17 protein-coding genes, 1 tRNA gene and 1 other annotated feature are annotated in these 21,530 nt (G+C 70.0%); of the genes, 8 read left to right on the forward strand and 10 right to left on the reverse strand.

Features of this window, described 5'->3' with window-relative positions; genetic code table 11:
- The first annotated feature begins 29 nt into the window (after nt 1-29).
- From LPN01_RS18705 to LPN01_RS18725, 5 genes are all read left to right on the forward strand, one after another.
- Nucleotides 30-1,235, forward strand: coding sequence for a toxic anion resistance protein (locus LPN01_RS18705; protein ID WP_262829939.1), 1,206 nt, complete (start codon nt 30-32; stop codon nt 1,233-1,235).
- Between the two features lie 4 nt (nt 1,236-1,239).
- A complete protein-coding gene (locus tag LPN01_RS18710) occupies nt 1,240-1,965 on the forward strand; it encodes a hypothetical protein (RefSeq protein WP_262829940.1) in 726 nt (241 codons plus the stop codon).
- Between the two features lie 280 nt (nt 1,966-2,245).
- Nucleotides 2,246-5,257: a ligand-binding sensor domain-containing diguanylate cyclase gene (locus LPN01_RS18715; RefSeq protein ID WP_262829941.1), complete on the forward strand. Its 3,012-nt coding sequence runs from the start codon at nt 2,246-2,248 to the stop codon at nt 5,255-5,257.
- Between the two features lie 79 nt (nt 5,258-5,336).
- Entirely contained in the window at nt 5,337-6,035 is a 699-nt protein-coding gene (locus LPN01_RS18720) for a response regulator transcription factor (protein ID WP_262829954.1), read from the forward strand.
- A 5-nt stretch (nt 6,036-6,040) separates the two neighbouring features.
- Nucleotides 6,041-7,417 carry a sensor histidine kinase gene (locus LPN01_RS18725; RefSeq protein ID WP_262829942.1) on the forward strand — a complete coding sequence of 459 codons (1,377 nt, stop codon included), beginning with the start codon at nt 6,041-6,043 and terminating at the stop codon, nt 7,415-7,417.
- On the opposite strand, the gene LPN01_RS18730 is transcribed toward LPN01_RS18725, so the two are convergent.
- From LPN01_RS18730 to LPN01_RS18740, 3 genes are all read right to left on the reverse strand, one after another.
- The gene (locus LPN01_RS18730) at nt 7,414-9,888 is read right to left on the reverse strand and encodes a TonB-dependent receptor (protein WP_262829943.1); all 2,475 of its coding nucleotides are present in this window, start codon (nt 9,886-9,888) and stop codon (nt 7,414-7,416) included. The genes LPN01_RS18725 and LPN01_RS18730 overlap by 4 nt on opposite strands.
- Before the next feature lie 191 nt (nt 9,889-10,079).
- Nucleotides 10,080-10,613 carry a hypothetical protein gene (locus LPN01_RS18735; protein WP_262829944.1) on the reverse strand — a complete coding sequence of 178 codons (534 nt, stop codon included), beginning with the start codon at nt 10,611-10,613 and terminating at the stop codon, nt 10,080-10,082.
- Between the two features lie 17 nt (nt 10,614-10,630).
- Nucleotides 10,631-10,900 (reverse strand): GlsB/YeaQ/YmgE family stress response membrane protein, encoded by a 270-nt coding sequence (locus LPN01_RS18740; protein WP_262829955.1) that lies wholly within the window; start codon nt 10,898-10,900, stop codon nt 10,631-10,633.
- Nucleotides 10,901-11,060: 160 nt separating this feature from the next.
- Here LPN01_RS18740 and LPN01_RS18745 point away from each other — a divergent pair, with 160 nt between their 5' ends.
- On the forward strand, nt 11,061-12,533 hold the full coding sequence (locus LPN01_RS18745; RefSeq protein ID WP_262829945.1) for a PAS domain S-box protein: 1,473 nt from the start codon (nt 11,061-11,063) through the stop codon (nt 12,531-12,533).
- A gap of 16 nt (nt 12,534-12,549) precedes the next feature.
- Here LPN01_RS18745 and LPN01_RS18750 read toward each other — a convergent pair whose 3' ends face one another.
- From LPN01_RS18750 to LPN01_RS18770, 5 genes are all read right to left on the reverse strand, one after another.
- On the reverse strand, nt 12,550-13,614 hold the full coding sequence (locus LPN01_RS18750; RefSeq protein WP_262829946.1) for a CAP domain-containing protein: 1,065 nt from the start codon (nt 13,612-13,614) through the stop codon (nt 12,550-12,552).
- Nucleotides 13,615-13,664: 50 nt separating this feature from the next.
- Entirely contained in the window at nt 13,665-14,411 is a 747-nt protein-coding gene (locus LPN01_RS18755; RefSeq protein WP_262829947.1) for a fatty acid desaturase, read from the reverse strand.
- 264 nt (nt 14,412-14,675) lie between these two features.
- Nucleotides 14,676-15,299, reverse strand: coding sequence for a PEPxxWA-CTERM sorting domain-containing protein (locus LPN01_RS18760; RefSeq protein WP_262829948.1), 624 nt, complete (start codon nt 15,297-15,299; stop codon nt 14,676-14,678).
- 202 nt (nt 15,300-15,501) lie between these two features.
- On the reverse strand, nt 15,502-16,146 hold the full coding sequence (locus LPN01_RS18765) for a PEPxxWA-CTERM sorting domain-containing protein (protein WP_262829949.1): 645 nt from the start codon (nt 16,144-16,146) through the stop codon (nt 15,502-15,504).
- A 224-nt stretch (nt 16,147-16,370) separates the two neighbouring features.
- The gene (locus LPN01_RS18770; protein WP_262829950.1) at nt 16,371-16,508 is read right to left on the reverse strand and encodes a hypothetical protein; all 138 of its coding nucleotides are present in this window, start codon (nt 16,506-16,508) and stop codon (nt 16,371-16,373) included.
- Nucleotides 16,509-16,843: 335 nt separating this feature from the next.
- Between LPN01_RS18770 and LPN01_RS18775 the strand changes: the two genes are divergently transcribed.
- Both LPN01_RS18775 and LPN01_RS18780 read left to right on the forward strand, forming a co-directional pair.
- On the forward strand, nt 16,844-18,094 hold the full coding sequence (locus LPN01_RS18775) for an MFS transporter (protein ID WP_262829951.1): 1,251 nt from the start codon (nt 16,844-16,846) through the stop codon (nt 18,092-18,094).
- An 85-nt stretch (nt 18,095-18,179) separates the two neighbouring features.
- Nucleotides 18,180-19,430, forward strand: coding sequence for an arsenic transporter (locus tag LPN01_RS18780; RefSeq protein WP_262829952.1), 1,251 nt, complete (start codon nt 18,180-18,182; stop codon nt 19,428-19,430).
- 519 nt (nt 19,431-19,949) lie between these two features.
- Here the strand turns inward: LPN01_RS18780 and LPN01_RS18785 are convergent.
- Together LPN01_RS18785 and LPN01_RS18790 are read right to left on the reverse strand one after the other, a co-directional pair.
- A protein-coding gene (locus LPN01_RS18785; RefSeq protein WP_410482857.1) for an IS3 family transposase occupies nt 19,950-21,178 on the reverse strand; the annotation gives its coding sequence in 2 pieces (ribosomal slippage) (nt 19,950-20,884 and nt 20,884-21,178; 1,230 coding nt in all).
- Nucleotides 20,781-20,897: a sequence feature (AL1L pseudoknot), on the reverse strand. Its footprint overlaps the gene before it by 117 nt.
- Before the next feature lie 166 nt (nt 21,179-21,344).
- A tRNA-Met gene (locus LPN01_RS18790) sits at nt 21,345-21,421 on the reverse strand.
- Between the last annotated feature and the right edge of the window lie 109 nt (nt 21,422-21,530).

Consider the following 21,530-nt stretch of genomic DNA (forward strand, 5'->3'; position numbering starts at 1 on the left):
ATCGCGGGCCAGTGCTTCGGAGGATTGGAATGGCGACGCAGACCGCGACCGGCGAACAGGGGCTGACGCTCACCCCGCCCGATCCCGTGCCGACCGTTGCCGCGGAACGCGCCGCGGGCCTCGTCCCGATCGACGAAGGCAAGAAGACGCAGCTCGAGGCGCGCGTCGACAGCTTTGTCGCCGAGCTGGTGGCGGAGGACGTCAACAGCCCCGAATTCGGCCGCCGCGTCGATGCGATCACCGCGATGGGCGCGAAGGAGATCCGCGAGGCCGCGGGCCAGTCCAATCGCTTCCTCGACCGGCCGATCCGGGCGATGGACAAGGACACCGGCGTCGGTGCCGACCTGGCGCAGCTGCGCCGCGTGATCGAGGACCTCGACCCCGGCCGCAAGGGCGCGCTCAGCGGCCCCAAGAAGCTGTTCGGTATCATTCCGTTCGGCTCGAAGATGCGCGACTATTTCGACAGCTACCAGTCGTCGCAGACGCACATCAGCTCGATCCTCAAGAACCTCGCCAGCGGCAAGGACGAGCTGCTGATGGACAATGCCGCCATCGATACCGAGCGCGCCAATCTGTGGGCGGCGATGGGGCGGCTCGAACAGATGATCCACCTCAGCAAGGCGATGGACGCCAGGCTCGAGGACAAGGCGAACGAACTCGACCACACCGATCCGGCCAAGGCCAAGGCGATCCGCGAAACCGCGCTGTTCTACACGCGCCAGCGCACGCAGGACCTGCTGACCCAGATGGCGGTGACGGTGCAGGGCTATCTTGCGCTCGACCTCGTCAAGAAGAACAACGTCGAACTCGTGAAGGGCGTCGATCGCGCCTCGACCACGACGGTATCGGCGCTGCGCACCGCGGTGACCGTGGCGCAGGCGCTGACCAACCAGAAGCTCGTGCTCGAATCGATCACCCAGCTCAACACGACGACCGCCAACATCATCGATTCGACCGGCAAGCTGCTGCGCTCGAACACCGCGGCGATCCACGAACAGGCCGCCGCCTCGACGATCCCGCTCGAAACGCTGCAGCGCGCGTTCCAGAACATCTACGACACGATGGACGCGATCGACAGCTTCAAGCTGAAGGCGCTCGATTCGATGAAGACCACCGTCACCGCGCTCGGCAGCGAGGTCGAGAAGTCGAAGGGCTATATCGCCCGCGCCGAAGGATCGAGCCAGGCCGCGCTGAAGGGCGGCGGCGGAGATCAGTATCGCCTGGAATCGGTGTGACCGCATGACCGAGGTCGACCAGCAGATCGAGCGCGCGCGCGCCGCGATGGCGCGGATCAGCGAGGATTATCGCGGCCAGGCGAGCACCGTCTATCGCGCCCATGGCAAGCGACTGAAGCGCAAGGCGCGCGGGGTGGGCACCCGGCTGGCGATCATCTGCGCCGTCAATGCGGCGATCCTGATCGCCGCGGCGGTGCTGGGCATGGTCGTGCCGCTGGGGCTGTTCGGTGGCCTTGCCGTGCTGCTGCTGATGGCCGCGGTAACGATCGGCATCGCCATCGCCCCCGCGGCGCGCGCACCGAGCGAAAAGACGCTGCGTGAGGTCGACATCAAGGCGCTGCCCGCCAAGACCGAACGCTGGCTCGACGCGCAGCGCCCGGCACTGCCCGCGCCCGCGCGCGGACTGATCGACCAGATCGGCGTGCGGCTGGAGACGCTGTCGCCGCAACTCGGCCGGCTGGAGGGGCGCGAGGAGGAAGCCTATGAGGTGCGGCGCCTGATCGGCGAACAACTGCCCGCCTTCGTCAACGATTATGCCCGCGTCCCCGAACCGCTGCGCCGGGTCGAGCGCAACGGCAAGACGCCCGATGCCGAACTCGTCGCCGGCCTGCGCCTGATCGAGCAGGAGATCGCGGACATGACCGCACGGCTGGCGCAGACGGACCTCGATACGCTCGCCACCCGCGGCCGCTATCTTGAGATCAAATACCGCGACGATACCGGCGGCTGACACGGGAGGCACGTCGGCATGGCGGCCGGCGCATGGTCCGATGTCGACAGTTCCCGCTGCCGCACGGTCCGCCCGGCACCGAAACGCGATGAAAAGTCCGCAGGCCCTGGACTGCGCCGATGGTGTCGCGGGCCGGCGCCCTTACATCGGCGGATCGCACTACTCGCATCTGAATCGCCGCTATAGTGTGCGTCGCGGCAGCCCGCGCCCGATATCTCTTAAATACTCTTCAACGCCGTTTTGATACAGCGCCGCGATGCTGTGGCTGCGGATCATCGTTATGGCGTGTCTGGCAGGGTCGGGCTGGGCGCTCGCGCTCGCCCCCGCCGGCCCGGTGCGATCGCGCACGCCGCACGCCGCCGCGCCGGCTGCCGATCCGTGGCGATCCGCCGCCGATCTGTTCTTCAAGGTCGCCGCGCGCGACGACGCCATCCCCGACGCCGGCCTGCCCCGTGCCGTGGCGCAGGATCGCGCGGGGTTCATCTGGCTCGCCACCGACGCCGGTCTGGCACGCTGGGATGGCACGGGGTTCAAGACCTATACTACTGATCCGGCGCCGGCCGCGGGCGCCCTGCCCGAGCTGCTCGTCAACCTGCTGTTCGCGGATCGGGCGGGCACGCTGTGGCTGGGCATGAGCGCGGAGGGGCTGTTGTGGCATGACCCCGCCTCCGAGCGATTCCGCCGCCCGCCCAACCGGACGGCGCTCGACCATGCACACGTCCAGTCGGTCGCGGACGATGGCGCGGGCGGATTGTGGGTGGGCAGCGATACCGGTCTGGCGCATGTCCGCGCCGGCGACCGGCGCGTGGCGCTGGTCGCTCCCGATGCCCGCAACGGCGTGCCGCCCGGCGCGATCCAGGCCGTGCTGGCCGACCCCGCAGGATCCGTGTGGATCGCCGCCGGTGCGCGCCTGCTGCGCCGGCCGGCGGGCAGCGCGACGTTCCATCCCGCCGGCCTCGGCGTGACGCCCCCGGCGATCGGTGCGATCGCCGCCCTGCACGCCGACGCCGCCGGCCGGCTATGGATCGCCACCACCCGCGCCGGACTGTTCGCGGTCGGTGTCGACGGCACCGTCGCCCACCCGCCGATCGGCACGCCCGGCAACATCCCCGCGCTCGGCACGATCATCGATGCGGGCGACGGCACCTTGTGGGTCGCCTCGCGCGCCGGCATCTGGAGCATCGATCCCGCCACCTTCCGCGTCCGCCGCCTGGCGCACGACCCGCTGTCCCCCGGCAGCCTCGCCGAGGACGGGCTCAACCACCTGATGCGCGACCGGTCGGGGATGGTGTGGATCGTCGGCGATGCGAGCCTGTCCTATGTCGATCCGGCGCCCGGCCGCGTCCTCGGCCTGGTCGGAGCCTTGCGACCCGATCGCGGCGCATCGCCCGATGCGGCGTGGTCGGTCGGCACCGCGCCCGACGGTGCGATCTGGTACGGCACCGCCGATACCCCGGCCTCGCGCCTCGCGCCCGCGGGGCATGGTGTCGCGCCCGCCCAGCGCCTGCCCGGCGCCCGGCGCGGGGTCCACGCCTTCGCCTTCCCGCCCGGCCGCGGCGCGTTCGTCGCGGCGGAGGACGGGCTGTTCCACCTGTCGGTGGCGGGCGGTGACGCACGACGGCTGACGCCCGTCCCCGCGATGCGCCTGCTGGTCGATGGCGACACGCTGTACGTCGGCGGCGGCAGCGGCGTCGCGACGCTCGACGTCCGACATCCCGCCGCGCCCGTCGCCGCCCCCTGGTCGCGCGCGCTGACCGATCCGCGCGTCCGCGCGCTGGCCGTCACCGGCGACGGCTCGCTGTGGATCGGTACCGCGCGCGGCCTCAACCGCATCGATCGCGCGACCGGCACCGTCACGCAGCTGCGCCCGCGATCCGGGGCGGCGACGGCATTGCGCGCCAATTTCGTCAGCACGCTGCTCGCCGACGCGCAGGGGCGGCTGTGGGCGGGCACGCTCGGCGGCGGCATCACCGTGTTCGAACGCGGCCGCGACGGCTGGCGCGCGACGCGCCACCTCGGCCGCCGCGAGGGCGTGCCGCACGACACGATCGACAAGCTGCTGCCCGGCGACGACGGCGCGATCTGGGCGAGTACCGACGGCGGCATCGTCCGCATCGATCCGGTCCGCTGGACCGTCACGGCGTTGCGCGCGGCGGACGGCGTCGCCTTCGCCGCCAACTGGACCGGCGCGGGCGATCGGCTGGCCGACGGACGGCTCGTCTTCGCCGGGTTCGGCGGCCTCACCATCATCGATCCGCTGCTGCCCCCCGCTGTCGCGAACCGGGCGCCGCTGCGCTTCACCGCACTGCGCAGCGGCGGCGCGGCCGTCGTCGCCGCACCGGGCACGGCGCATGTCGCGATCGGATCGACGGATCGCAGCCTGACCGCCGAATTCGCGCGGCTCGACTATGCGGCCAGCCACGACCAGGCCTATGCCTATCGCCTGTTTCCGCTGGAGCGCGAGTGGACGCGCGTCGATGCGATGCACCGCGTCGCGCGCTACACCAACCTCGCCCCCGGCCGCGCGACGCTGGTCGTGCGGGCGATCGCCCCGGTCGCGGGCGGCGGCGTCCGCACGATCGGCGCCCCGCTGGTGCTGCGCATCGACGTCGCGCGCCGCTGGTTCGAAACGCTCGCCTTCCGCATCGGCGTGATGCTCGCCAGTGTTGCGGCGGTGCTCGCGCTGGTCCATCTGCGCATGCGCGGCGCGCGCCGGCGCGAGCGATTGCTCGAACGCCTCGTCGAACGCCGCACCGCCGAACTGATGGTCAGCCGGTCCGAACTCGAAAAGCTTGCCTATTCGGACACGCTCACCGGGCTGGGCAACCGGCGCCTTTACGGCGAGGTCGTCGGCCGTCACCTCTGCGATGCGGCGGCGCGCCCGTTCGCACTGCTGCTCCTCGACCTCGACCGCTTCAAGCAGGTCAACGACGAACTCGGCCACGACGTCGGCGACGCGCTGCTGGTCGAGGTCGCCGACCGGCTGACCGCGACGACGCGCCAGTTCGACAGCATCTTCCGCCTCGGCGGCGACGAATTCGCCGTGCTCGTCGCCGGCGTCGCCGATGCGCATGCGGTGGAAGAGGTCTGCCGGCGGCTCTATGCCGTCTTCGCCGCCCCGGTGGCGATCGGGGAGCACGCATTGCCGGTCGCGCTGAGCATCGGTGCGGTCATCGCCGACCGCGCCGACCGGTCGATCGAGGCGCTGTACAAGCACGCCGACCTCGCGCTCTACGACGCCAAGCGCGCCGGCCGTGGAACGTGGCGGCTGGCGCCCGCCGGACCGGGCTGATCCCGCGCCGGCACGCGACGGGGGCGCATGGGGCCGCTATAGGCGGTCGCTGGACGGCGGAGTGGCGGACGTGACGGGACTGACGGTGTTGCTGGTCGAGGACGATGCGCCCTTCGCGGAGGCGCTGGCGGCGGAGCTGCGCGCCTGCAACCATCAGGTGACGATCGCGGGCGACGGGCGCGCGGCGCTGGCCTGCGTCGACCGCGACCGGTTCGACGCGATGATCCTCGATCGCATGCTGCCGCGGCTCGACGGCATCTCGATCCTCGAACGGCTGCGCGCCGACGACCGCACGCTGCCCGTCATCATGCTCAGCGCGCGCGGCGCGCCCGGCGAAAAGGTCGAAGGGCTGGAGGCGGGCGCGGACGATTACGTCGTCAAGCCGGTCGCCACCGCGGAACTCGCCGCGCGACTGCAGGCGGTGGTGCGCGGCCGACGCTGGCCCGCCGGCGGCGGCGCGGCCGGTGGCGCGGCGAGCGCCGACACGTTGCGCGCGGGCGATATCGTCGTCAGCCCCAGCCGCTTCCGGGCGTGGCGCAACGACGAACCGATCGACCTCGTCAACCTCGAACTGAAGCTGCTCGCCGAATTCGTCCGCAACGCCGGCAGCGTGCTGACCCGCGCGATGCTGATCGAGCGCGTCTGGGGCTATGATTTCGAACCGACGACCAACCTCGTCGACGTCTACGTCCGCCGCCTGCGCCAGAAGCTGACCGCCAATGGCGCGGACGACCCGATCACCACGATGCGCGGCGTCGGCTATATGTTGCGCGGCTGACGCTCATGCCCCGGCTGCGCTCGCTCCGCATGCTGACGCTGGCGTTCTGCGCCGCGATCATGGCGGCGACGGTGGGCACCGGGCTGCTGACGCAGGCGGCCACCGACCGCACGGTCGCACGGCTGGTCGACGCCCGGATCGCCGCCGCCGCGGACGCGGTGGCGGCACGCGGCAGCGCGCTGCCGACCGCGACGCTGGCGCAGCGGATCGGGGTACTCGACGCCGATCGCGATACCGGCGACCTGGGCGTCCTCCTGAGCGACCGCGACGGGCGCCGGCTCGCCGGCAACGTCGCGCCGCGCCGCGCGCTGCCACCCGGCTTTTCGTCGGTCGAGCTGGGCGACCGGATCGCGGGGCTGACCGCGGGCCGCGCCTATGTCCGCGACGTCGGCGACGGGCGGCGGCTGACCGTGATCGCGGAAACCGATCCGTTCGACGATGACGCCGGCGCACGGCGCCGTATCGCGCTCGCCGGGTTCGCGACGATCCTGTTCGTCACGTTCGCCGGCATGCTGCTGTTCGCGCGACTGATCGCCGCCCGCATCGCCGCGACGCGCGGCACCGCCCGTGCGATCATCGCCGGCGACCTGCGTCGCCGCGTGCCGGTGCGCGGCGACGGCGGCATCTTCGATGCGCAGGCCGAAACCTTCAACCTGATGCTCGATCGCATCGCCGGGCTGATGCAGACGATGGCCAACGTGTCCGGCGACATCGCGCACGACCTGCGCACGCCACTGGCGCGGCTGCGCAGCCAGCTGGAGGCGCTGGTCCGCCGCGCCGACGACCCCGCATTGCGCACCGGGATCGAGGCGGCGCTGGCGCAGAGCGATGCGCTGCTCGCGATGTTCGCCGCGATATTGCGCATCGCCGAGGTCGAGGGCGGCGCCCGCCGCGCCGGCTTCGCGCCGCTCGACCTCGGCGAGCTCGCGCACGAGGTGGCGGAGATGATGGCGCCCGTCGTCGCCGAATCGGGGCGCCGGCTGACGGTCCCGGCGCCCCGGGCGGTGCCGGTCCGCGGCGACCGGCAGTTGCTGACGCAGCTGCTCGTCAACCTGATCGAGAATGCGATCCGGCACACCCCGCCGGGCACCGCCATCGCGGTCGACGCAGGCGGCGAGACCGGTCGCGCGACGCTGACGGTCCGCGACGACGGCCCCGGCATCGCCCCGGCGCAGCGCGTGCGTGCGCTGCGCCGCTTCGGCCGGCTCGACCCGAGCCGCGCGGGCGCGCCGGACGGCGCCGCCGGCCACGGGCTCGGCCTCGCGCTGGTCGAGGCGATCGCCCGGCTGCACGACGGCGGCGTCCGGCTCGAGGACGCCGCGCCGGGGCTGCGGGTGGCGGTGGACCTGCCGGTCCGCCCCCCGCGCCAGTCCTCCCGTTAGAACTTCACCGCGACATCGCCACCGAACGTGCGTGGCGGGTTGAAGTTGGCATAGGCGCCCAGCGTCGCGTTATTGGCATTGGAACGGCGATAGATATGCTGTTCGTCGAGCAGGTTGCGCGTCCACAGCGAGAAGGTCACGCGATTGGCCCCGCCCAGGTCGACATCGGCGAGGGCGAGCCGGCCGTTGACGATGAAGCTCGAATCCGTCTTCACCGCCTCGTTCTGGAAGCTGTACTGCGCGTCGGCATAATTGGCGTCGAGGTGCAGGCGCACCCGCGCGTCGCCGCCGCCGACCGGCACCTCGTAATCGGCATAGGCCGATGCGGCATGCGGCGGCGTGTAGACCGTATAGACCTGCGTCAGCACGCCGAACGTCGGCCCCGGATTGGGGTTCGCGGTCGCCGGGATGCGCGTGTACGTATAGGCGTAGGACGCGCCCAGCGTCAGCGCGTCGAACGGCCGGGCGGTGACGTCGGCCTCCAGCCCGCGGATCCGCGACGTCCCCGGGGCATTCGCCGTATTTTCGGTATGCAGGTTGAAATTGGGGTTGGGAATTGTCGTTCCCGGCACGAACTGGTTGATATCGACATTGTCGAAGTCGATCTGCGTGTTCCGCCGATCCATGACATAGCCGGCGAGGTTCAGGCGGATGCGATGGTCCAGGAAGTCGGTCTTCGCGCCCAGTTCATACGCCTTGACCGATTCCGGACCGAACGCGCCGAAGTTGGACGACCGCGCATTCGCGCCGCCGGCGCGGAAGCCGCTGGAATATTTGGCGTACAGATTGACGCCCGGCGCCGCATCATAGGCCAGCGTGACCATCGGATCGAACCGCCCGCGGTCATAGGCGAGCCGGTAGTTGGTCGCCACGCCCGACACCAGGTACAATGTACCATTGCGCTTGTCCTTGGTGTAGCGGCCGCCGCCGGTCAGGTGCAGCGCCGGCGCCCAGTCGGGGGTGTAGGTGGCCTGGCCGTAGGCGGCATAACTGTGCGCGCGCGCGACACTGCCGCGTTGCAGGAAGCGCGAATTATAGTCCCAGCCCTGGTTGCCCGACGTGATCGTGCCGAACACCTGCGACGGCAGGATCGTATAGGCGGTGCCGGTCGCGTTCCACTGGTTGGAGGACGGTGTCGCCGCGGTCTCGCGCGCCTGTTCCTGGAAATAATAGAGGCCGGCGACGTAATCGATCTGCGACACGCTGCCGACCGCCTGGAATTCCTGGCTGAACTGGCTCTGGTGCAGGTCGGACAGGCTGTAACGACTGAACTTGCCGTTGGGGGTGAAGGGCGTGCGCGCCGGACCGCCCGAATTGTCCCACTGGTCGGTCGACACGCGCCGCCATGCGGTGATCGAGCGCAATTCCAGCGCCGGCGCGACCGCATAGCGCAGGTTGGCGCTGACGCCCTGCGTCTGGTCGACCGAATATTGCTGCGGCACGCCGATGTCGGCGCGGTCCTGCCGGTCGGGATGGACGCCGACCAGCGCGGGCAGCGCGCTGATGTAACGCGTCGTGCCATTGCTCGCGGGCAGCGCCGACTGGCCCGCGGCGACCCGCGCCGCCTGGTCGGCGGTCGAGACGACGGTGTAGCCGAGCGGGTTGAAATTGATGAGCTGGCTGAAGAACGGCGTGTTCTGGTCCTTCGCCTTGTCGAACGCGACGTCCGCGGTGAACGCATCGGTCGGCTTCCAGCGCGCAGCGATTCGGCCGCCGACCCGGTCGTAGGCGTTCCAGCCGACCGACCCGGCGAGCGGGTCCTTCACCGTCGGCCCCTGATGCTGGTAGACGCCGTCGAGCTTGACCGAAATGTCCCGGTACGACGGCAGGTCGAGGTGCATTTCGGCATTGTGCTGGCCGTAATTGCCGACCCCCGCCGACATCCGGCCCTCGAACCGGCCGCTCGGCGGCTTGGTCACGACGCTCAGCGCGCCGCCTTCGGTATTGCGGCCGAACAGCGTGCCCTGCGGCCCCTTCAGCACCTCGATCCGGGCGACGTCGAACAGCGCGGCGTTGAGCCCCTGCGACCGGCCCAGATATACGCCGTCGACATAGACGCCTACGCCCGAATCGCGCGCTGTCTGGTTCTGGTCGAACGGCACGATGCCGCGGATGCCGATCGTCAGCGCCGACTGTCGCGCCTCGAACGTCGCGACACGCAGGCTCGGCACGCCGCCGTCGGCCAGGTCGAGCAGGCTCTGCACGTGCCGGTCGGTGATCGCGGTGGAATCGAGCACCGAGATCGCGATCGGCGTCTTCTGCAGGTTGGTTTCGCGCTTGGTCGCGGTGACGACGATGTCGCCCAGCCGGGAATCGCCGCCCGCGGTCGGATCGGCGGCGACCACCTCGGCCGGGTCGGTCGTCGAGTTGGTCGCCGGGGCGACCTGCGCCCGCGCCGGTGCGGTGGCGGCGATCGCCAAGATCGCGGCGCCCGAGAGCAGCAGCGACCGCCCAGCAAAATTCATCGTCATCGTATCTGTCCCCATCGAGGCCATCGCCTCGACCGGGTCCCTAGGCGCCCGGCACGTCACGCCGGTTGCAGTTCGATGACGACCGTTTTCGCCCCCGCTTCACGTTGGCGTCATCTGCGCGCGGGCGATCCGCACGCCGACGGGCCGGGATGCCTGCGCACCCCGACCCGCCTGCCGTACGGATGTCCGCGTCAGTAGGACGCGACGCGCGACCGCCGCGTGTTGTGGCCGCCGTTGCGGTAGAGGATGTCGGACGCGGTGTCGTGCGACACGCCACCCTCGTTCGCATCCACCGTCACCAGGACGCCACCCTTGCCCAGATGGTCGCCGTAGTAACCGGCATCGTCGCGATCGATGCCGTGCTTCGCCAGCGTCTCGTTCAGCGTCCCCGCAGCGGCACCCGCCACCGCGCCGATCGCCATCGCGCCGGGCACCGCGGACGCGGCGATCGCCCCGGCGGCGACCAGCGGGCCGACCCCCGGAATGGCGAGGGCCGCGACGCCGAGCCCGGCCCCGAGCGCACCACCGCCCAGGATGCCGCGGACCACGCTGCCGTGATCCTCGTCGGTCACTTCACCGTCCGCGTCCGCGGTGGTCGTCACGCCGCCACGCTGGGTCAGCACGGACAGCGCGCCGTCGGGAACGCCCGCCGCGCGCAGGTCGGCGACCGCGCGTTGCGCCTCCGCCTGCGTGTCGAACATGGCCGAGGCCGGCTGCGCGGACATCGCCGATCCTTCGCCGATCAACGGACTGCACCGCGGCGAAACAGGTTGATGAGCGCGAGCAGGACGATCGCGCCGACCAGCGACACGACGACCGACTGGATGCTGATGACGCCGCTGGTGATCGGCGCGCCGCCGATCAGCGGCGTGACGATGAACCCGGCGAGCAGCGCGCCGACGATGCCGACGACGACGTTGAGGATGATGCCCTGCTGCCCATCGGTGCGCATGATCATGCTGGCGACCCAGCCGATCAGGCCACCGACCACGAGGAGTACGAGAAAGCCCACGGTCGTTTCCTTCACATCATGATTGACGGGGCGAAAACGGGTGGCGGCGCGCGGATGTTCAAACCGGTCGCCGGACGCCGCCGGTCGACATGGTGCTTCTGCACCAGTTGCATGGGTATCGATGGCGGAACCGGGCGGCGCGTGCGGCGCTTTGTCGGGCATGTCCGACCCCGCATCCGCCGCCCGGGCGCAGCCCACGCTCCGCCATCTCGACCAGCTGATGGCGCAATTGCTCGATGGCGTGATCCTGCTCGATCCCACCGGCGTCATCCTGAGCGCGAACGCGGCGGCGCTCGCCATGCACGGCGTCAAACAGGTGGCGGCGCTCGGCGCGACCGCGGAAGACTATGCCGCGCGGTTCGCGATGTGGTCCGCCGATCACCGTCCGCTGAAGCTGCGCGACTATCCCGTCTTCCGCCTGCTCGCCGGCGCGCCCCTCGCCGACATGGTGGTCGAGGTCGCACCGGCGGGCGAGGACGATGCGCGCTGGGTCCATCAGGTGCGCGACGTCGTCATGGACGTCGACGGCGGCGAACCCGATTATCTGGCGCTGGTGCTGAGCGACGTGTCGCAGCGCTTCGACGCGGAGGCGCGGTTCGCCGCGATGTTCCGGTCGAATCCGGCCCCCGCGATCATCGTGCGCCTGCACGACCTGCGCATCCTGCGCGCCAACCCCGGCTTCCTGTCGCTGACCGGCTTCGCCGCCGACCAGCTCGAGGGGCGCTCGCTGTTCGGGCTCGACCTGCTCGGCGACCTGCCCGACGCGGGCGCGGTGCGGCGGCGGATGGAGGCGGGCGCGGTCGTGCCGCAGACCGAGGCCGGACTGCGCGTCGCCGACGGCAGCCGGCGGCTGGTGCTGTTCGCCGGCCAGCCGATCGACGTGACGCAGGAGGATGCGCTGCTCCTCACCTTCGCCGACCTCGAACCGCGGCGACAGGCGGAGCGCGAACGCGCCGCCAGCGAACGCCACTTGCAGGCGGTGTTCGACATGGCGCCGGTCGCGATGGCGATCACGCAAGGGGACGATCACCGGATCGTGCACGTCAACGCCGCCTTCCGCCAGTTGACCGGCCACGACGACGACCGCGCGTTGCAACGCACCGCGGACGAACTCGCGCTGTGGGACGATGCCGCCCAGCGGATCGCGATCGAGGCGGACCTCGGAACCGCGCAGGGCGTGCGCGGTCGCGAGGTGCGGCTGATCGCGCGATCGGGCGCGGTGGTGGAGACGCTCGTATCGGCCGAAACCGTGTCGATTCAGCAGGCGGCGTGCGTGCTCTGGGTCTTTCACGACGTCACCGAGCGGCGGCGCAGCGAGGCGGAACTGGGCGCGGCGATCGACGAGGTGCTGAAGGATGCGAGCTGGCTCAGCCGCTCGATCCTCGACAAGCTGGCGACGCTGCGCCGCCCCGCGCCGCACCCGGTGGCGGTGGACCTGTCGCCGCGCGAGCGCGAGATCCTCGACCTGATCTGCGACGACCTCGACGACGGCGCGATCGCCGACCGGCTGGCGATCGCGCGCAACACCGTGCGCAATCACGTCGCCCGGCTCTATGCGAAGATCGGGGTCAACCGGCGCAGCGGTGCCGTCGTCTGGGGGCGCGAACGCGGCATGGGCTCGCGCCGCGACTGACCGCCGTGGCGGGCGGTCAGCCGACCATGCGGAAGGTGTATGTATAGTCCGCCTGCGGCGCGCCGGTGACGCCGGTGATCCGCACCGTATAGCTGGTGTTGGGCTGCAACCCGGCCACCCGCCACTGCACGTTGTTGGCGAGGCCATAGCCGTCGTTGTCGCTGCTGACGTTCGAGACGGCGAGCGCGCCGGCGGGGCCGGTGACCGTGATCGTCGCCGCGCCGAAGCCGACGCCCGCATTGGCGCCGAAGGCCGAAGTCCGCCCCGCCACGACCGAAAAGGACAGGTAGCTGCCGGCGGTGAAATAGCGCGCGGGATAGTCGCCGAACGGATAGGCGACGAAGGCGGGCAGCGTCGTCGGCACCGGGCCACCGACCGCAAAGCCGAACACCCGCATCGACGCGGCGCTCGCGCGGCTGCCGTCGGGCAGCACGAGCGCGACCCGGCCGTAGGAGGTCTTGCCCAGGAACGGATCGAGGATCCAGCGGCGATGGCCGATCGCCGCGCTGCCGCCCTCGGTCAGCCACAGCCCCAGGTAATCGTCCTCGCTGTCGAAGCCGAGCCCGGTGCCCCAGCCCCCGATCAGGTTGCTCGATCCCGCCGCGGTGGCGCCGGTGGCGGTGTAGCAGGTCCAGCTGGTCGGTGGCGTGTGGCTGAGCTGCTTGTTCACCGCCATCATCAGCGACGAATCGGCTTCCTGCGCATCCTCCGCCTCGGAATAGGTCACCGCGGGCAGCTGGTGCAGCGCCCGGATGGCATTGAGCCGCGCGAGGAAGTCGGCCTTGACGGCGGCCTTCAGCACGCCGGGACGACAGCCGGCGGCGTCGGGCAGCGTGTCGTACAGCGCCGCCGCCGCCGCGGCCCAGCTGGTCGGGGTCGCGCTCGGCGTCGGGGTGGGGGTCGGCGTGGGCGCCGGCGTCGGCGTGGGCGTGGGGATCGGCGTCGTGGTCGGCACCGGCACCGGCGTCGGCGCGGCGGCGGGAACGACCGCGACCGCACCCGATCCGCCCTCTCTACCACCGCCGCACCCACCCAGGGCGAGCGCCAGTGCACAGGCCGTGCCGATCGTCTGCTTGTTCATCGCTGCCACCGTCGAGACGCCGGAAGGGCGATCCGGCCTTTGCTGCGCCTCTACCGGTCTTTGCTTAACGACCGGTGTCCGGCGGCAGGCTGGCCGACGCGCGGCAACTGCCACCAGGGCGTCCACGGGCTCAGGTGATGTTCGTGATGATAGGCGCCGAAGTGGAAGCAGGTCGCCAGCGACGCCAGCCGTGGCCAGCCGTTGCTGCGGGCATTGTGCGCGTCCGCGAACGGCGTGTCGCCGTGGCGATGCGGCAGGAAGGTGCCGAAGACGAACAGCTGCGCCAGCGCGATCAGTGCCGGCAACGCCCAGAACACGACGATGTTGAGCAGCGACGCACCGAGCAGCATGTACAGCACCGCCGCCGCGGTGATCCGCAGGATCTGGCCGTGCGTGTAATAGCTGGTGAAGAAGCGCGCGAACCACGGCAGTGCGGATCGCGGCGCGCCGGCATGGAAATCGGGGTCGGCGGCGGTGCCGGGCGCATCGTGATGCGCATGATGCTTGGGATGGAGCTGGCCATAGGACAGTCCCGCATAGGCGCCGAGGCACAGCGTCCCGACGGTCCGGTTGACCGCGGGCCGGCCGGGCGCGAACGATCCGTGCATGCAATCGTGCGCGACGATGAACAGGCCGGTGCTCAGCCACGCCTGTACGAGCACGACGGGGATCGCGAGCACCGCCGTCGCCGGGCTCCATCGCCACCACACGATCGCCCCGACATGGATCGCCAGCCACGCGGCGCCGATGGCTGCGGCCAGCAGCAGGCTGATCCGTGCGTCGTGATCGACGGTCATGGCACCGCGCAATCGCGGGCGGCGCGCGGCGCCGGGGCCGACCGGTGAGTCGGGGCAGGAAAGGGATCTTGGCATGGGCACATCGGCGTATTCAACGCGGCGGCGACCGGCAAGTGCCTGACCTGTCGCAGCGATTGCGAGGACACGGCCGAAGGGGCGGTTCACCGCGCCCCGGCCCGTTCGCGCTCGCGGGGCGCCGACGCCGCACGAAAACGCCGCCGTCCCGGGGTGCGGGACGACGGCGCATCGCGTATCGGAACGGGATCAGTCGTCGGCGCCGGCGGTGATCCGCTTGATCTTGGCGTCGAACCGGGCGTTCGAGCGGCGCATGGCGTATCCGATCGCACCGATGCCCAGGATCATCATAATCCAGCTCGCCGTCTCCGGCACCGCGCCGATGTTGATCGTCACCGTGTCCGCCGCGCTGCGGAAGACATAGCTGCCGGCGGTCAGGCCGAGGGTGGCGAAGGTACGGCCCGCGAACAGCGCCGTGCCGGCAAGCGACGATCCGCTGACATAACCGGTCGGCACGAAGACCAGGGGGGCGCCGAACGCCGACGCATTGAGCGCGAAGCCGAGGCCGGTGCCCGACGTGGCGGACGTATCCGCGCCCGTCCCGAATGCGGCCGGGCCGATCAGCCCGCTGTAGCCGGTCACGCCGGCGTTCGCCGTCGCCCCGGTCCCGATATAGCCGGCCGTCGGACGCAGCGACAGGGCGAGCGCGAAGCTGCCGACGTTGGTCAGGCCGGACAGGTCCAGCGTTCCGGACGTGGTCGCGACGACGTTGCTGCCGACCTGGTTGATGGTGACGACCACCGCGGCATCGGCGGCGGAAGACATGCCGAACAGCGCGGCCGCTGCAAGCGACAGATTCCGGAACAGCTTCATCTCAGTTACCCCTTGTCGACCCCTGCGCATCGCGCGATTGACGAGTCCCTGTTAACCCGATGTTCACCGAATTGGGAGTCCCGATTTAGACCAGTCCCGATCCGTACCAAATCGGGGCATCGCGCGATCGGCCTGCCAAAGGTGAAAGAGCCGCCGCTCCCAGCCAAGCAGCGGCGGCTCCTCGATTCACCCGATCATGCGGTCAGGCGAAGCGGACCTTGGTCGTAATCGACGGGCGCCGGCGCAGGGCGAACCCCATCATGCCGACGCCGACCAGCATCATCGCCCAGGATGCGGGCTCGGGAACCGCCGCCGCGAGCGCGGTCGCCGAGAAGGACGTGGCGACGTTGCCCTGCGCGCTGAACAGGAAGCTCGCCGGTGTCGCCTCGAACCCGTCGTAGCGGATGTTGCCGAGCGCCCGGAACGTCAGGAATTGCGCGTCCGACCGGTTGACGCCGCTGATCGCGGTCAGGTCGAAGGCGATCGGCAGCGCGTTGTTGCCACCCGACAGCGTGAAGAAATTGGCGATATTCAGCGCGCCGACCGCAAGCACGGGAATGTCGCTGATCGTGCCACAGGCACCGCCCATGCAGGAAAAGCCCGCGAACGTGCCCGTACCGCTGCCGTAATTGGCGATCGTTCCGGCCGTGCCGGGGCTCGCCGTGCCGCCCGTACCGCTGACGAAGTCGATGAAGGTCGCGTTGCCCAGAGTGCCGTCGCCGCCACTGCCCTGGATATAGCCGCCGAAGTCGATCGAACTGCCGGCCGCCAGCGGTGCCGCGGTCGCGGCGGATGCCATCATTGCGGCCGAGCCTGCGAGCAGGCAGCCGAATACGAACTGTTTCATGGAGTTACCCCGATTACGCGAGGCCCACCACGGACCCCGGACGAAAACCGGCCATCCGCATTAACGTTCCGTTAATCCGACGCGTTTCGTTTCCGTCCCAGAATGATACGGCCGGCCGCCGCACGCTCGCGACATGATAAAGGCCGACAGCGGGAGTAGTCGCTGCCGGCCTTGCCGTGGTGGGCATATAGTTAACCCGCCAGCGTGCCGGTTCGTTCCGTCGATCAGAACAGGCCGATCGCGGACCCCAATGCCCAGATCATGCCACCGAAGCCGGCGACGAACACCATGGTCGCGACCGCGGCGCCGATGTCCGCCCCGCCCCGACGCCCCTTTGCCGCCCGATGCCGATCGCGTTCCATGGACGGGACCTAGCGCCGCGTAACCCGTGCGTCGAGCGCCGCGCGGGCCGAACGGGACGGCGGACCGGCGCTGGCGCAGGTCACCACCCGGACCGTATAATATTTCCGGTCCGTTTCGGAACGCTATTGGCATGTTGCGCGATTAGGCGATGATTATCCGGAGGTTGGACATGCCACGCCTACAGTCGATCGGCCTCGTGGCCGGCCAGGTCCCCGGTGCGGCACCGCCGATCGCAAACCGAACCTGAACCCGCCCGTTCATCCTGCCGTGGCTGCGTCGCGCTATCGCTGCTGCCCAATTTCTGTTCTGCCACGCCCTTATCCGGAGAGATGTGATGGCTTCTGCGGCCGCGATGCCCGGCGACACCCGCACCCCGCGCAGCCATCCGCCGACCCGGACGCTCGATGCGCTCAACTTCTTCCTTGCCGACGTCCGCGACGGCCTGGGGCCGTATCTCGCCATCTATCTGCTGGTGGTACGCGGCCCGTCCCGCGGCTGGAACGAGGCGACGGTCGGGCTGGTCCTGACCATCGCCGGGATCGTCGGCCTGCTCGCGCAGACGCCCGCCGGCGGGCTGATCGACCGCGCGCGCAACAAGCCGCATATCGTCATCGGAGCCGCGCTGCTGGTGACGGTCGGCAGCCTGTCGCTGCCGCTCGTCTCGGGCTTCACGATGGTGACGGTCACCCAGTCGATCGCCGCGGCGGCGGGCGCGATCTTCGCACCGGCGATCTCGGCGATCACGCTCGGCCTGGTCGGGCCGAAGCTGTTCGCGACACGCGTCGGCCGCAACGAGGCGTTCAACCATGCCGGCAACGCCGTCTCGGCCGCGCTCGCCGGCGTCCTCGCCTGGTCGCTGGGTCCGGTGGTCGTATTCTGGCTGATGGGGGCGCTGACCGTCGCCAGCATCGTCGTCGCGAGCCGGCTCAGGAACGACGATATCGACAATGCGGTCGCCCGCGGTCTCGACTGCGAACCCGACGACGGCTGCGAGGCGCCGAGCGGATGGCGGACGCTGGTCGAAAACCGGCCGCTGATGATCTTCGCCATCGCCGCCTTCACCTTTCACCTGTCGAACGCGGCGATGCTGACCTCGGTCAGCCAGCTGCTCGGCCGCACCGTCGGCACCGACAAGGCGACCTCGCTGACCGCCGCCTGCATCGTCGCGGCGCAGCTGGTGATGGTGCCCGTCGCGATGCTGGTCGGCCGCAACACCGAACGCTGGGGGACCAAGCCGATGCTGCTCGTCGCGTTCGGCTTCCTCGCCGCGCGTGGCGCGCTCTACACCGTCTCGAACGATCCGTGGTGGCTCGTCGGCGTCCAGGCGCTCGACGGGGTCGGCGCGGGGATCTTCGGGGCACTGTTTCCGGTCATCGTCGCGGACCTGACCAAGGGGTCGGGCCGGTTCAACGTCAGCCAGGGCGTGGTGTCGAGCGTGTTCGGGCTGGGGGCGGCGTTGTCGGCGACGCTGGCCGGCGCGATCATCGTCCGAGCGGGCTATGGCGCGAGCTTCCTGACGCTGTCGGCCATCGCCGTCGCGGGATTCGTCCTGTACCTGACCGCGATGCCGGAAACGCATCGATGACCGGCACGCGACCGCCGCTCCGGTTCGCCGTCGGCGATGGCGGCAGCCCGGCGGCGCCGGGCCACGACGCGCAGGGACCGCGCCGGTGATCGCAGCGACCGGCGCCACCTGGGGGATCTGCGCCGCCGCCACCGCGGCGGTGATCGCGCGACCGTTCCGCTGGCCGGAGGCGATCTGGGCAGTGGCGGGCGCCGCGGCCTTGCTGATGCTCGGACTGATGCCGCTGCCCGCGGCGCTGGGCGCGGTCGCCAGGGGCCTCGACGTCTACCTGTTCCTGATCGGCATGATGCTGCTCAGCGAGGTCGCCCGCGCCGAGGGGCTGTTCGACTGGGTCGCGGCCACCGCGGTGATCCACGCCGGGGGGTCGCCCGTGCGGCTGTTCACGCTGGTATACGTCACCGGTATCGTGACGACGACCTTCCTGTCGAACGACGCGACGGCAGTCGTGCTGACCCCGGCAGTCTATGCCGCGGCGAATAAGGCGAAGGCCGATCCGCTGCCGCTGCTGTTCGCCTGCGCGCTGATCGCCAATGCGGCCAGCTTCGTCCTGCCGATCTCCAACCCCGCGAACCTCGTGCTGTACGGGGGCAGGATGCCGCCGCTCGGCCAGTGGTTCGCCTCCTTCGCGCTGCCGTCGGTCGCCGCCATCGCGGTCACCTTCCTCGTGCTGCGCTGGCTCGAACGCGAGCGGTTGGCCGGCAACTGCACGCGTGCCGTCGAACGCACCCCGCTGACGGCAGGCGGCAAGGCGGCGTTCGTCGGCATCGTGGCGACCGCAATGCTGCTGCTGGCGGTGTCGGCGCTCGATATCGAACTGGGCCTGCCGACCGCGATCGCCGGCGTCGTCACGACGCTGGCGGTGTGCGCGATCGCGCGTTCGACGCCGCTGGCGCTGCTCGGCGGCATTTCATGGAGCGTGCTGCCGCTCGTCGCCGGTCTGTTCGTGCTGGTAGAGGCACTCGACCTGACCGGCGTCATCGGCCGGGTGGCGCAGGCGATCCGCGTCGCGTCCGCCGATCCGGTTCAGGCGTCGGCGACGGCGGGCACTGTGCTCGCGTTCGCGTCCAACCTGATGAACAACCTGCCCGCCGGCCTCGTCGCCAGTACCGCGGTCGCGCAGGCGCAGCCGCCGCGGCTGGTCGTCGATGCGCTGCTGATCGGCGTCGATCTCGGCCCCAATCTGTCGATCACCGGCAGCTTGGCGACGATCCTGTGGCTGCAGGCGATCCGGCGCGAGGGCGAGGACGTCGGCTTCTGGCGCTTCCTGAAAGTCGGCGCCATCGCGATGCCGCTGGCGCTGGTCGCTGCGCTGGGCGCGCGGATCGCGCTCGGATGACGCGCGGCGGGTTCCGGCGACGGGGCATCGTCCCGGTTTGGTGTTCGTCGTCGGTCTAATCGGCTGTCACGCGGCGCGCACCATCAGGGTGTGCCCCACTCTGGACAGCCTGATCGCGACGAACCCAGCCAGCGGGATGACGATCGGCTATATCGCGCACGCCTGAATAGCTCCCGCCACACGTTGTGCACCGCGCCCTGGGTTTTAGTTGCGCAAACGCATCTCTGACGCTTGTGCTTCACTGGTGATCTCCGCTGAGATCGGTTGGAGCAATGGGCAGCCTGTCGCGTGACTTGCCGCGCCTGTGGAGCGAGGTGTCCGCGGCGGTTTGGCCATTGGGCTGCTCAAGTAAGCTCACGAGGCCACAGCCGGAGTGTACCAGAACGCAGGAAAGCCCCGGAGCCGATGGCTGCCGAGGCGCTAGACGCAGCGTCGCTGGGTTGTGGGCGGCGCGATCATGACACGCGGCAAGCCGCGGTTTGAAGCGTCCCGGGTTTTCCGGAGGCAGTTTAGTTTGGGTCATGCCGCCATATCGAGTTCCTTCTGTGCGGCATAGTAGTTCGCCTCGGCTTCGGCGGGGGTGACGTAGCCGATGGGACCGAAGAGGCGATGGTTGTTGAACCAGTCGATCCAGCGCAGCGTCGCCATCTCGATGGCGGCCAGGCTCGGCCAGGACCGCTGGCGCCAGATGACCTCAGCCTTGAACAGGCCGTTGATCGTCTCGGCGAGGGCATTGTCATAGGAATCGCCGACGCTGCCGACGGAGGGCACCAGCTTCGCCTCGGCCAGGCGCTGGGTGTAGCTCATGGCAAGGTATTGCGAACCCCTGTCCGAGTGATGCACGAGCGCGTCCTCTTCCGTTGGCCGCCGGGCATGGATGGCCTGCTCCAGCGCATCCAGCACGAAGCCAGCGGTCGCGCTGCTGCTGACCTTCCAGCCGACGATCCGGCGGGCGAACGCATCGATGACGAACGCCACGTAGACGAAGCCCGCCCAGCTATGGACGTAAGTGAAATCGACGACCCACAGCGCGTTCGGCCGCTGGACCTTGAAGCCGCGGTTGACCTTGTCGAGCGGGCACGGTGCCTTGCGGTCGGGAACGGTGGTGACGCAGGATTTCCCGCGTCGGACACCGACCAGCCCCATCGCCTTCATCAGCCGCTCGACCGTGCATTTGGCGATGGTGACGCCATCGCGCAGCAACTGCCGCCACACCTTGCGCGAACCGTACAGGCCAAAGCTGTCCTCGTGGACGCGCCGGATATGCTCTTTCATCTCGTCGTCCCGCCGGGCACGGGCAGACCGTTTGCCCGGATCAGCGAGGCGTGCGGCATGTTGATGATAGGAGGAGGGGGCGACCGCCAGTTCCCGGCAGATCGGCTCGATCCCCAACTCCTCCCGATGGGCGTCGATGAACGCCATCGTCATCGCCCGTGGCGGTCGAGCTCCGCCATCGCGAAATATGCCGACGCCTTGCGCAGTATCTCGTTGGCGCGGCGAAGCTCCTTCACTTCCCGCTCGAGCAGCTTCAGCCGGGCACGGTCATCGTCGCCCATCGCTGCCGGTCCTGCACACCGGCCAGCCTCGGCACGACACCAGCGCCGCAGCGTCTCTGCCGTGCAGCCGATCTTGCCGGCGATCGACACCATCGCCTCCCATTCCGAACGGTGATCCGCCCGGTGCTCGCTCACCATCCGGACCGCACGCTCGCGGACCTCAGGCGAAAACTTGTTCGTCGTCTTGCTCATTTCCGATGCTCCTACTCAAAAGTGGGAGCCTCCGGAAAACCCGGGACGCTTCAGTTTCACCATTGATCTGCACTGATAGGGTCAACAGACCGCAGGTTTCATGCGCTTGGCCGGAAACGCAAGAAGCCTCCGCGGCGGAGGCCGTGGAGGCTGTGTGTGGATTGGTTGGTTGCGGGGACAGGACTTGAACCTGTGACCTTCAGGTTATGAGCCTGACGAGCTACCGGGCTGCTCCACCCCGCGACATTGGGCGCCATCAAAGTACGGCTTCGATGGGTACCGGCATTGGGTCCCGTCGAGGTATGACTTCTATGGATAACCGTGCGCTTTGCCGCGTTGGTGGCACGCGCTA

Origin of the sequence: Sphingomonas sp. A2-49, from assembly GCF_025548555.1 — a bacterium.
GTDB lineage: Bacteria > Pseudomonadota > Alphaproteobacteria > Sphingomonadales > Sphingomonadaceae > Sphingomonas.